We start from the raw sequence: 12,087 nt of genomic DNA, 5'->3' as shown, positions 1-12,087 counted from the left end.
CCGGAGAGCAGTTCAGCGACTTCGGCAACCGGCCACAACAGGCGATTTCCGAACTTTACCGGGCGAATTCCAAAGCAAGCGCCGGTAAGGCAGTAGTTCTTTCGGATTGTCTGGCTGGCGCGATTAACAGCCCGAGCAAACTCAGAGGTTTGAATGTGGTCGCGCCCTGCGGCTATTTCACCAAGTTTGGTGGGGATGTGGCTTACCATTTGTTGCACTCCTAAGAAACCCGATTGCTCGGTACGGAATGCACTTCAATGGTGGGGATTTTCCCCGCAAAGAAAATAGAAAAACGGCTAAACCGCTTGTTGGGTCAGCGTTTCAGGCAGTTTAGAGCGAAGTGGGTGTTCCGTCATTTCGTGTTTCCCGTTTCTCCCGTATTTCCCGCGATTCATTTCTTCTTGCCTTGCCACCATTGCGGTCCTTGCAAGGCTTCTCTTTGAACGGTCTTGTGGTTATCAATACGCCCCCTTGGGCCGTGAATTTGACGCTTCTGCATCTCTTCCATCGTCCGCATTGAGTAGCCATCAAGGCTGTCTCGGCATTGGTTCGCTGTATCTCTTTCAAATAATTCATCCGCTATATTTCGTGCAGCTACCCTCCAATCTGGGGTGCTAATCGTTGTTGTATTTGGATGGATGGTTTCTTCTGTTAATGACGCTTGTTTTGTTATTGGCCTAGGGAATCTCCAGTCTATGCGCGGCTCATTTTCGGAAAGCCAAGCGTTCAGGTCATCCCAATAGGCTTCCTCGTAGAAATCACGAACGTGCTGTCGCCAATCAGTCCCCGCGAAGTAAGAGATACCTCCCGGCAAAGTGCTCGCGTTGCTGCGGACAATGCCGTCTTGCGGGTAAGCATGCCGCGCCTTCTCGCCGGGAAGATGAACAGGCAGATTTCCTTCAAATGCGGCTTTCGATAATTTGTCTATCATCGTGTCCGCGCGCTCTCCTGCGTGAAGCTGTAGCTGCTCGGCTGCTTCGCGAATTTGATAGCGGCCTGCATTTCGCCTTGCTTTTTCTTGCTCCGCTGCTTTTCCCGGCCAACTGTAACTTTGCTCGATTTTCGTTTTGTCATTGGTTCGAAAAGCTGCTGGTACTTCAAACCCACGGTCTTCTAGCAGCATTAAGAACTCATTGCGGTCGATTTGCAGCCCATCCTCTAAAGCGGTCAGGCTCAGGTCAAAGCTGCCATTAATCTCGCAGATGGTTAGCGCGGCAACGTCTTCTATAACTTGCCCTCTTGAATAGCACTTGAGGTCGCGATTGACGAGCCAGTTACGAAATAGACCGACGCCCCCCCGTTTTCAGTAGCAGTAGGCTTTAGAGTCCGGGGTTAATTTAACCGATTTCTGGGCAAGTGATCTGGCATAAGCAGCAGGGGTCATTCCGCCAAGGGATTTCTTGGGCCGCTCCTCGTTATATTCCCGCCGCCAAGCTTCGATGATGACTTGGGCGTGGCGCATGCTGGTGAACCAGTGTTCATTCAGACATTCATCGCGGAAACGTCCGTTGAACGATTCGATATAGGCGTTCTGGTTAGGTTTGCCTGGCTCGATGAGGAACAACTGAACACCACGGGCATGCGCCCAGGTCAGCATGGCCCGGCTGCAGAACTCCTTGCCGTTATCGGTTCGGATCGCCTTGGGGAGTCCCCTCGTCTTTGCCAACTGGTCGAGAACACGGGTTAGTTGCAGACCGCCCAGTGCTCGTTCAGGAACAATGGCCACAGCTTCATGAGTCGCGTCATCGACCACGGTGAGATTCTTGATGACACGTCCTTCTGCTGTCCGATCGAACACGAAATCCATCGACCAGACCTGGTTGGCCGCCAAGGGGCGTTCTAAGGGATGCCGGTCGGCCGCCGGGATTTTCTTCCGCTTGCGCCTTCTCACTTGCAGACCTGCCTCGGCATAGAGCCGATCCACCCGCTTGTGATTCACGACCTCTCCTGCCTGACGCAGCTTCAGATAGATCATCCCAGCCCCGTAGCGCCGGTGGCGCTGAGCGAGCGTGATGATCCTTTCTTTCAAGGCGGTATTGCGATCCATCACCGGCCGGTACCGGAAAGCGCTCGGGCTCATGCCAACGAAACGGAGTGATTTCCGCTCGCTGAGTCCCTTGTCGATCAGGAAGCGCACCAGATCACGTCGTGACGGTGCGCTCACCACTTTTTTCGCAGGGCCTCTTTCGCAATCTCGTTCTCCAGCAGAGATTCCGCAAGTAAGCGCTTGAGCCGGGAATTCTCCAGCTCCAGTTCCTTCAGGCGCTTGGCATCTGAGACGCTCATCCCGCCAAACTTGCTGCGCCAGAGGTAGTAGCTGGCTTCCGAGAAGGCGTGTTTGCGGCAAAGCTTCGCAATAGGCATTCCTGCCTCTGCTTCACGCAGAAAACCAATGATCTGTTCTTCAGTGAATCGCTTCTTCATGTCCAATCTCCTTGATGGTGGGATTGGACTCCAAAGTCACGTGCTACTCAATTCCGGGGGGACGTCGAGACCACTGACGGCTGATGCAGGGGAGTGCGTCGAGACTCGGTCAATAAAGACCAGCTCATTTAGGGCTTGCAAAACAAACTCCGGGTCATTTTCTAGGGCTTCGATAAGCCTAGGCAATGGAACGCGTTGGCGATTAAGCATTGCATACCTTCCGTGCTGCCTTCATCAGGTGCCGCCCCCAAGCGGTGAAGGTGTCCGCTGTTCGTCTGGCCGGACTAGGGGGCAGCAAACTCAGTTAATTAGAAAACCGTGCCGACTTCACCGAATCCAGTGCCGCCGCGCAACAGCGAATAAGGCAATTTGCACCGTGGGCAGTCGCTTTGCTAAAGCCAGTGTCGCGTTCTACGGCAACGAGCGAATCAGCAATGAAATCCAATGCGGCTTGGACGTTGTTGATTGTGTCCTCGGGGGTATGGCTATCTTCTACCAAGGGGTTGCAATCACTCGCGCTGCTCATGCTGCCACCTCATCTTTCTCAATGATTCGCCACAGGGAATCAATCTCGCCTTGAACGGCAGGCAAGAGTGCCTCCAAAACATCAAAATCAGTGTTGTTGTGCGCTTTTATGTCTTGCGCCATAAGGTTTAGCAGCGTGTTGATACGGCAGAAACTTGGTGTGATATTTTCGGCGGTAGCCATGATGCAATCTCCTGTATTGCGTTTGGTTAGGGTCGGTTGGTGCTCGTAACACCTTCCGGCCCGCTTTGCCTGAGTCCGTCAGGCGGCGGTTACTTCTTTCAGTTCCGGCTTGGTTTTTGGCTTCGGCTGCTCGATACCTGCCTGTTCCAGAATCCATGCTTCAATCTTGGTGTGCCAGAGGCGGAGCAGGTCTAGGGGGCGGACACGGTAATGCTTCTCAGCGGTGGCGCTTGGTTTGTGGCCCATGATTTGAGCGCTGATGCCAGCAGGGCATTCAACCCATTCTGCTAGCGTTCCAAAAGAGCGGCGCAGGCCGTGAATGCTGAGATGTGGCAGGCCGGCCGCCTTGATTGCGCGGTCATGGGCTGTGCGCGGTTCCTCAATGTGGCCTGACTCCGATGTGTTGCTGAAAAACACCCAAGGTGATGGCTTCCAGTTCGCCAAGTCGTTTTCGATTCTCTTGCCGTTCAGGAGTCGGTCTTTTGGGGGCGGGGTTTCGTTTTTCGCCTTGAGTCCTTGTAGGAGGCTTGCAACATACGGAGTTAGCGGGATGGTGCGCTCGCCTTCTACCTTGTCGCGAATGGTCATGCTTCCCCACTTGAAATCGACGTCATCCCATTTCAGCCCGGTCAGTTCATTGCGACGGGGGCCGGTAATCAATACGGCTTGCAGGTAGGCCGATTGCACAGGGTTGAGTTTCTTTACCTCGGAAAACCAAACCTCAAGCTGCTCCCTTTGTAGGCAGTCTGACTTGGCTGCTTTCTTTGGGAGCGAGTCCTTTGCTACGCGAGCAGAACAGGCGTCAGGATGTACATGGCGCTTATGTTCCGGCTGGTCGCTGCACCAGTTCATAAAGGCGCGAAGCATTCCATAGCAAAGGCGGGCATGTGTGGGGCGTGTCTGCACTTCAGTCTTGAGCCATGACTTTACCTCTTGGCTATCAATGGCGCTGAGTGGCTGGTTTAGTAGGCTACGAAGTGCGCCGGGTTGAGTTAGCTCCGGGTCGCCAGGGCGCCGGCCCCGTTTTCGTTTCTCGCCCCCGGCCTTCACTACTTCATTGTGCGTTTCGGCATGCTTCTCCCCCAGTGCGCTTTTCGAGCCTTGATGTAGTCGCTCCAGATGTCGAGAGCCAGAACAGCTTTCTGTTTTGCTGCGGCTGCGGCTGTTTCTGCCTTGGTGCGCTTCTCTGCTTTCTCGTCGCGAGGGTCAATGCCTTGGTCGGTTAGCGTTCTGAGGCGGGCTGCTTCTTGCCTTGCTCCACGCTGAAACTCGATGCGCTCTCCGGTGGCACTGTCGGTGCGCCATTGGGTTTCTAGCGGCCATACATCCGGGTTGCCAATGGTTAGGCGAATTGTTTTGCCGTGTAGGCGCGATTCAAAGATGTATGCCTTGGCCCCGCTAACGGTGACGCGCAATCCGAGGCTTGGCGTTTTGCCGTCCCAGTAAATGGACTGCTGCTTGCCTTCTTCGCACTTGAAAGTCGCGACTCGTTCGGCAGTGAAGTTTTCCCGTTTGTTCATGGCGCTCGCCTTCATGTAGGCACTGTGTAGGCAAATTATATCAACACGCGGGAATTCTGGGGAATCTGTTTGGTATGGCTGTTCCCTGTAGATTGCCGTAAATAGGAGATTTGTTCGGGTTTGTGGAATCGCAATCAACGCCGATAAATGCCTACACCGTCAGATTCATAACCCATAGGTCGGCAGTTCGATTCTGCCCATCACCACCAAAGAATGACGACAAGCCCCGGTTTCTGACCGGGGCTTTGTCGTTTACGCCCCATCAGTGACCCTTTTCGGCGGATTCGACCGGAGTCAATCCGCAAGGCGACATGTGCCGCGATAGCCATTGACGCACTTGCTGGTCGGCATGGCGAGATTGTCATTGGGGGTTACACTGCATCTCTGGCGTCTTTCTGCCCGGCATGGGCGTGCTCATAGAAAGTGATGGAGAAACTGATGCTGAAAAAATTGGTTGCAAGCCTTCTGCTCTGCGCAACCGTTGCATGGGCTGGGCCGGATGCGCCGTCGAAGTTTGATGACTCGCCGCTGGGGGCGCAGAAGGCCGTTTATCAGTTCAATCTGGAAAAGCCGGAAGATTTGTATCAGGCGCTGGGCTATATCAATAATCATCTGAATGGCCTGAAGCAATTTGGTGGCATCAAGCAGTCGCATATCGTGGTGGTGGCGCATGGCAATGAGTTGCACATGCTGTCGCGCCTGAATCGCGCTGCCTATCCCGATGTTTATGATCGACTCAAGGCGCTGACCGACCAGGGCGTGACTATTCGCGTTTGCCGCAATGCCGCCAATTTTCGCGGTTACAAGCCGGGTGATTTCTATGATCTGGTGACTGTTGTTCCGGCTGCGATGACCGATCTCGCCCTGTGGCAGCAAAAAGGGTACGCCTATATTTCCGGGTCTGTAATCAATCGCAGCAAGCGCAGCGATTTCTTGCAGAGCCACCCGGAAATACTTGAATAGTCAGTCCCGAGTGGATTTCAGGCCGGCGCCGACCGCCGGATGAGGTGATCAAAGGCGCTCAGCGAGGCAGTGGCTCCGGCGCCCATGGCGATGATGATCTGCTTGTAGGGTACGGTGGTGCAGTCGCCTGCCGCGAAGACGCCGGGGACTGAGGTCTGGCCCCTGGCGTCGATCTCGATTTCGCCGCGGCTGGACAGGTCGACCACGGACTTCAGCCAGTCGGTGCTGGGCAGCAGACCGATCTGGACGAAGATGCCGTTGAGGTCGATGCGTTTCACCTCGTCGGTTTCGCGGTCCTGGTAAACCAGCCCGTTGACCTTTTCGCCATTGCCGGTGACTTCGGTTGACAGGGCTTTGACGATGACCGTGACGTTGGGCAGGCTGAACAGCTTTTTCTGCAAAACTGCATCGGCGCGCAACTGGCCGTCGAATTCGAGCAGGGTGACGTGGCCGACGATGCCGGCCAGATCAATGGCGGCCTCGACGCCAGAGTTGCCGCCGCCGATCACCGCAACGCGCTTGCCCTTGAATAGAGGGCCGTCGCAGTGGGGGCAGTAGGCGACCCCCTTGCCCCGGTAATCCTGTTCGCCTGGGACGTTCATTTCACGCCAGCGGGCACCCGTGGCGAGGATGACAGATTTGCTCCTTACCGAAGCACCGTTTGCTAGCCTGATTTCGATGAGGTCACCGGGGATCAATTGTGTCGCGCGTTGCAGGTTCATGACGTCGACGGCGTAGTCCTTGACGTGCTCTTCAAGGCCCATGACCAGCTTCGGGCCATCAGTGGCCTTGACGGAAATGAAATTCTCAATGGCCAGCGTATCCATCACTTGGCCGCCGAAACGCTCGGCCAGGAGGCCTGTGCGGATGCCCTTGCGGGCGGCATAGATGGCGGCCGAGGCACCGGCCGGGCCGCCGCCGACGATGAGTACGTCGTAGGGTGCCTTGGCGCTGATCTTTTCGGCATCCCGTGCTGCGGCTCCGGTGTCGAGCTTGGCGATGATTTCCTCGATGCTCATGCGGCCGGCACCAAACTCTTCACCATTCAGGAAGATGGTCGGCACCGCCATGATCTTGCGGCGCTCGACTTCGCCCTGGAACATGCCGCCGTCGATCAGCGTGCTGGTCACGCCGGGGCTGAGCACGGCCATCAGGTTGAGCGCCTGCACGACGTCCGGACAGTTGTGGCAGGACAGCGAGATGAAGGTTTCGAATTGGAATGTGCCGGGCAATGCCTTGATCTGCTCGATCACGGCGGCATCGACTTTGGGCGGATGGCCGCCTGTTTGCAGCAGGGCAAGCACCAAGGACGTGAATTCATGGCCCATCGGGATGCCGGCAAAGCTGATGCGCGGCGTTTCGTCGGGCAGGCCAATAGCGAAGGATGGGCGCAAGGACGCCGTGCCGTTTTCGCGCAGGCTGACCTTGGGGGACAACGCGACAATATCTGTCAGCAAGTCGCGCATTTCCTGTGCCTTGGCGCTGTCGTCGAGCGAGGCGACGAGCTCGATCGGATATTGCAGCTTGTCGAGATAGGCCGAGAGCTGGACCTTGATATTGTTGTCGAGCATGGTGTTTTCCCTGTTGCGAGTTGCTAGGCATTGATCGCTAGTCATCAGCAGGCAGCGCTGGCAACTAACGACCAATAACTAAAAACTAATCAGATTTTGCCGACCAGATCGAGCGACGGAGCCAGGGTGGCTTCGCCTTCCTTCCATTTGGCCGGGCAGACTTCGTTCGGGTGGCTGGCAACGTATTGCGCCGCCTTCAGCTTGCGGAGGGTTTCCGAGACATCACGGGCGATGGCGTTGTCGTGCACTTCCAGGGTCTTGATGACGCCGTCCGGATTGATCACGAAAGTGCCGCGCAGGGCCAGGCCTGCTTCGTCGATATGCACATCGAAGGCGCGGGTCAGCTGATGGGTCGGATCGCCGACGAGCGGGAAGCGGGCCTTGCTCACGGCCGGCGAGGTCTCGTGCCAGACCTTGTGCGAGAAGTGGGTGTCGGTGGTGACGATGTATACCTCGGCGCCAGCATTCTGAAATTCGCCGTAGTTGTTGGCGGCATCTTCGATTTCCGTCGGGCAGTTGAAGGTGAAGGCAGCCGGCATGAAGATCACGACGGACCACTTGCCCTTCAGGTTGGCTTCGGTGACTTCGACGAACTTGCCATTGTGGAAGGCCTGTGCCTTGAAAGGCTGAACTTGGGTGTTGATGAGCGACATGAGTTTCTCCTGAGTGGGTTGAGTGATAGGTACGGAGTGAATGGTAGGCAGGGTGCAAAAATTGATCCAATTGATTGCTTAAATAAAATCGATAGCGTTCTTGCATGGGTTCCTTGCGGCTCAGTCGGGCCTGTCTAGCTAAATGGAACTAGTCAAATACGCCATTGGTACTAGGCAAGAATGATCCTTGGCTGTGAATTTGATGCGCATCAAATTCATGGCACGGTGCTATCGGGAACACTGCTGTCCACGGTTGCATTGGGCTACCGAAGCTTGAGGAGGTCGGCCGGATGAACATTTCCAGCGCCATTATTTATATCGCCCCGGAGCGCCTCGATGAGGCCTGTGCGGCGCTTCTCCGGATGGCCGGGGTGGAAATTCACGCCCGGAGTGCGGAGGGGAAGGTGGTCGTCACGCTCGAGGACGACGATACCAATTCGGCCGCTGACAAATATGTGGCCTTACATGGCGTTCCCGGCGTCGCATCGGTGGCCATGGTTTATCAATTCAGCGACGACGAATCAGTAGATACCGAGGAGGTAGAGGCGTGAAGCTCAATCGACGCGATTTCATCAAGGCCAATGCAGCAGCAGCGGCCATGTCGGCAGCAGGTTTGTCGGCGTCCGGTACGGCCGTGGCGCAGGGGAAGGACGAGATTCGCTGGGACAAGGCAGCCTGCCGCTTTTGCGGAACGGGTTGTGGCGTTCTGGTCGGAACCCAGGAAGGGCGTGTCGTGGCGACGCAGGGCGACCCTGATGCGCCGGTCAATCGAGGCCTCAACTGTATCAAGGGCTATTTCCTGTCGAAGATCATGTACGGCGCGGATCGTCTGAAGACGCCGATGCTGCGCATGAAGGGCGGCAAGTTCGACAAGAACGGTGATTTTGCGCCGATTTCCTGGAAACAGGCTTTCGACATCATGGAAGAAAAGGCCAAAGCGACGCTCAAGGCCAAGGGGCCGAACGGCCTGGCGATGTTCGGTTCGGGGCAGTGGACGATCTGGGAGGGCTACGCCGCCGCCAAGTTGATGAAGGCCGGTTTCCGCACCAATAACCTCGATCCCAACGCCCGTCACTGCATGGCTTCGGCGGTTGCCGGTTTCATGCGCACTTTTGGTATCGACGAGCCGATGGGTTGCTACGACGACATCGAGCATGCCGATGCCTTCGTGTTGTGGGGCTCCAACATGGCCGAGATGCACCCGATCCTGTGGACCCGCATCACCGACCGCAAGCTCTCGAACAAGGGGGTCAAGGTCGCCGTGCTGTCGACCTTCGAGCACCGCTCGTATGAGCTGGCCGATATTCCGATGATCTTCACGCCGCAGACGGATCTGGCGATCCTCAATTACATCGCCAATTACATTATCCAGACCGGCAAGGTGAATCAGGCTTTCGTCGACAAGAACATCAATTTCAAGAAGAGCGCCACCGACATCGGCTACGGTCTGCGGCCGACGCATGCCCTGGAAAAGAACGCGACGAGCAACGGTTATCCGGATGCCGACGGCAAGCCGAAGGGCGATACCGGAAAGTCCGAGCCGATTACCTTTGACGAGTTCAAGAAATTCGTCTCCGAATACACCGTCGAGAAGGTCTCCAAGCTGTCCGGCGTGGCCGAGAAGGATCTCAAGGCGTTGGCCGAGTTGTACGCCGATCCCAAGGTCAAGGTCATTTCATTCTGGACCATGGGGTTCAATCAGCACACGCGCGGCACCTGGGCGAACAACCTCGTTTACAACATCCACCTGCTGACCGGCAAGATTTCCGAGCCGGGCAACAGCCCCTTCTCGCTGACCGGGCAGCCGTCGGCCTGCGGTACGGCACGGGAGGTCGGTACCTTCTCGCATCGTTTGCCGGCCGACATGGTCGTCACCAACCCGGATCATCGCAAGCACACGGAAGAGTTGTGGGGGCTGCCCGAAGGCACCATCCCCGACAAGATCGGCTTCCACGCCGTGGCCATGGCCCGGGCGCTCAAGGACGGCAAGGTCAATTTCTACTGGCAGCAGTGCAACAACAACATGCAGGCCGGACCGAACATTAACGAAGAACTCTATCCGGGCTGGCGCAAGCCGGAGAACTTCATCGTCGTCTCCGACCCCTATCCGACCGTCTCGGCAATGGCGGCCGACCTCATCCTGCCGACCGCCATGTGGGTCGAGAAGGAAGGTGCCTACGGCAATGCCGAGCGGCGTACCCAGTTCTGGCGGCAGCAGGTCAAGGCCCCGGGCGAGGCACGCTCCGATCTTTGGCAGGTTATGGAGTTTTCCAAGCGTTTCAAGTTGGAGGAGGTCTGGCCCGCCGAATTGCTCGCCAAGGCGCCCAAGCTCAAGGGCAAGACGATGTATGACGCCCTTTTTGCCAATGGTGTGGTGAACAAGTACAAAGTCGGCGAAACGGCCTCCGGCTTCGATAACGACGAGTCCAAGCACTTCGGTTTCTACGTTCAGAAGGGGCTCTTCGAGGAATACGCTGCCTTCGGGCGAGGCCACGGCCACGACCTGGCGCCGTTCGATACCTACCACCAGGCGCGTGGCCTGCGCTGGCCGGTGGTCGATGGCAAGGAAACGCTGTGGCGCTTCCGCGAAGGTTATGACTCTTACGTCAAGAAGGGTGAGGGCGTGAAGTTCTACGGCCACAAGGACGGCAAGGCAGTGATCTTCGCGCTGCCCTACCAGCCGCCAGCCGAGTCGCCGGACAAAGAATTCGACATGTGGTTGTCGACCGGTCGCGTCCTTGAGCATTGGCACACCGGTTCGATGACCCGCCGTGTTCCCGAGCTGTACAAGGCTTTCCCGGATGCCGTCGTTTTCATGCACCCGGATGATGCCAAGGCGCGTGGACTGCAGCGCGGCATGGAGGTCAAGGTGGCTTCGCGGCGTGGAGAAATCCAGCTCCGGGTTGAAACGCGCGGCCGCAACAAGCCGCCACGTGGCTTGGTCTTCATCCCCTTCTTCGATGCCGGTCGTCTGGTCAACAAGCTGACCCTGGATGCCACCTGTCCGATTTCCAAGGAAACGGACTACAAGAAGTGTGCGGTCAAGGTCACTCGGGTCTGATGACGGTTAACGACAAAAATGAGCGAAAAAGCGGCCGGTGGCAGCGCCTCGGCCGTTCATCGGAGGTAATGAATATGAGATTGATCACTGCTCTGGCTTTGGCCGCCGGCATGCTCCTCGGGGGAGCTGGAGGCGTCAGCGCGCAGGAACTGCGGGTGAATGAGATCGGTATCGAGTCGATCGAGGGGAATTCGAAGGTTGACATGTTCCGTCCCGAAAAGGAACAGAGCGTCATTCCGCGCAACTTCCAGAAACAGCCGCCGCTGATTCCGCACAGCATCAAGGGTTACAACATCACGCAGAACTTCAACAAGTGCATGGACTGCCACTCCAAGGAGCGCGCCGAGGAAACCGGGGCGACCAAGGTAGCCAAGTCGCACTACCTGGACCGCGAAGATAAGAAGCAAAGCAATATTTCGCCGCGCCGCTATTTCTGCATGCAGTGCCACGTGCCGCAGTTCGACGCCAAGCCGCTCGTCGCCAATATATATAAGCCGGCTGCCAAGAAGGGGGAATGATGAGTCTCGATAAATTCACGCCCGCATGGGTCAAACGCATCGGGCTGGTCACTGTTCTTGGCCTGTTCGTCGCCGGTATTGTCTTCTGGGGGGGCTTCAACTGGGCCCTGGAGGCCACCAACAAGGAAGCGTTCTGTATCTCGTGTCACGAAATGGAGGAAAACGTCTTCCGCGAATATCAAAACACGGTGCACTACACCAACCGGACCGGGGTTCGTGCCACCTGTCCGGATTGTCACGTCCCCAAGGAGTGGGGCCCCAAGATGATCCGCAAGATCCAGGCGTCCAATGAAGTCCTGCACAAGATCCTCGGGACCATCGATACGCCGGAGAAGTTCAACGCCAAACGTGGTCAGCTGGCGCAGAACGAATGGCGTCGGATGAAGGCGAACGATTCGCAAGAGTGTCGTAACTGTCACCGCTTCGACTACATGGACTATACCGAGCAGGGCAATCGTGCCGCCCGGCAGCATCCGCAAGCCTTTATCGAAGGCAAGACGTGTATCGACTGTCACAAGGGAATTGCCCACCAACTGCCGGCCATTGACCAGCATATCGGCAAGCAGAATGATGGTGCCGTTGCTATCTCGCATGGCGAAAAGCCAGCCGAGCCGGCCAGGGAAGAGGCCAAGCCCGAGAGCAAATAGGCTCGTTTTTGCGCACCTCAAG

Annotated in this window: 11 protein-coding genes and 1 pseudogene; 5 read left to right on the top strand and 7 right to left on the bottom strand. The window is 56.8% G+C overall.

From position 1 onward, the window contains the following. Window positions 1–391: 391 nt before the first annotated feature. The 5 genes and pseudogenes from HYN24_RS12980 to HYN24_RS16205 form a co-directional block, all read right to left on the bottom strand. Window positions 392–1,123: a hypothetical protein gene (locus tag HYN24_RS12980; protein ID WP_117609642.1), complete on the bottom strand. Its 732-nt coding sequence runs from the start codon at window positions 1,121–1,123 to the stop codon at window positions 392–394. Between the two features lie 196 nt (window positions 1,124–1,319). Then, window positions 1,320–2,424: pseudogene (locus HYN24_RS12975) on the bottom strand (IS3 family transposase). 522 nt (window positions 2,425–2,946) lie between these two features. Then, complete coding sequence (locus HYN24_RS15965; protein ID WP_162888734.1) at window positions 2,947–3,132, bottom strand: hypothetical protein; 186 nt, start codon at window positions 3,130–3,132, stop codon at window positions 2,947–2,949. 78 nt (window positions 3,133–3,210) lie between these two features. Next, complete coding sequence (locus HYN24_RS16210) at window positions 3,211–3,999, bottom strand: tyrosine-type recombinase/integrase (protein WP_240327677.1); 789 nt, start codon at window positions 3,997–3,999, stop codon at window positions 3,211–3,213. A gap of 182 nt (window positions 4,000–4,181) precedes the next feature. Further along, a complete protein-coding gene (locus tag HYN24_RS16205; protein WP_240327676.1) occupies window positions 4,182–4,652 on the bottom strand; it encodes an Arm DNA-binding domain-containing protein in 471 nt (156 codons plus the stop codon). Between the two features lie 438 nt (window positions 4,653–5,090). On the opposite strand from HYN24_RS16205, the gene HYN24_RS12960 reads away from it, so the two are divergent. Beyond that, the gene (locus HYN24_RS12960; protein WP_117610383.1) at window positions 5,091–5,615 is read left to right on the top strand and encodes a DsrE family protein; all 525 of its coding nucleotides are present in this window, start codon (window positions 5,091–5,093) and stop codon (window positions 5,613–5,615) included. Window positions 5,616–5,632: 17 nt separating this feature from the next. Here the strand turns inward: HYN24_RS12960 and ahpF are convergent, their stop codons facing one another. Beyond that, window positions 5,633–7,186, bottom strand: coding sequence for an alkyl hydroperoxide reductase subunit F (gene ahpF, locus HYN24_RS12955; protein WP_117609640.1), 1,554 nt, complete (start codon window positions 7,184–7,186; stop codon window positions 5,633–5,635). 89 nt (window positions 7,187–7,275) lie between these two features. After that, window positions 7,276–7,839 carry an alkyl hydroperoxide reductase subunit C gene (gene ahpC / locus HYN24_RS12950; RefSeq protein WP_117609639.1) on the bottom strand — a complete coding sequence of 188 codons (564 nt, stop codon included), beginning with the start codon at window positions 7,837–7,839 and terminating at the stop codon, window positions 7,276–7,278. Between the two features lie 290 nt (window positions 7,840–8,129). On the opposite strand from ahpC, the gene HYN24_RS12945 reads away from it, so the two are divergent. The 4 genes from HYN24_RS12945 (at window position 8,130) to HYN24_RS12930 (ending at window position 12,065) form a co-directional block, all read left to right on the top strand. Then, entirely contained in the window at window positions 8,130–8,390 is a 261-nt protein-coding gene (locus tag HYN24_RS12945; protein ID WP_117609638.1) for a chaperone NapD, read from the top strand. Beyond that, complete coding sequence (gene napA / locus HYN24_RS12940; protein ID WP_117609637.1) at window positions 8,387–10,900, top strand: nitrate reductase catalytic subunit NapA; 2,514 nt, start codon at window positions 8,387–8,389, stop codon at window positions 10,898–10,900. The genes HYN24_RS12945 and napA overlap by 4 nt, the downstream gene beginning before the upstream one ends. 68 nt (window positions 10,901–10,968) lie before the next feature. Then, on the top strand, window positions 10,969–11,418 hold the full coding sequence (locus HYN24_RS12935; RefSeq protein WP_240327675.1) for a nitrate reductase cytochrome c-type subunit: 450 nt from the start codon (window positions 10,969–10,971) through the stop codon (window positions 11,416–11,418). Then, a complete protein-coding gene (locus HYN24_RS12930; RefSeq protein WP_117609635.1) occupies window positions 11,418–12,065 on the top strand; it encodes a NapC/NirT family cytochrome c in 648 nt (215 codons plus the stop codon). Before HYN24_RS12935 ends, HYN24_RS12930 begins: the two co-directional genes overlap by 1 nt. Window positions 12,066–12,087: the final 22 nt, after the last annotated feature.

It is taken from the genome of Dechloromonas sp. HYN0024 (genome assembly GCF_003441615.1).
Lineage (GTDB): Bacteria > Pseudomonadota > Gammaproteobacteria > Burkholderiales > Rhodocyclaceae > Azonexus.
This window is presented reverse-complemented; position numbering and strand designations above follow the sequence as displayed.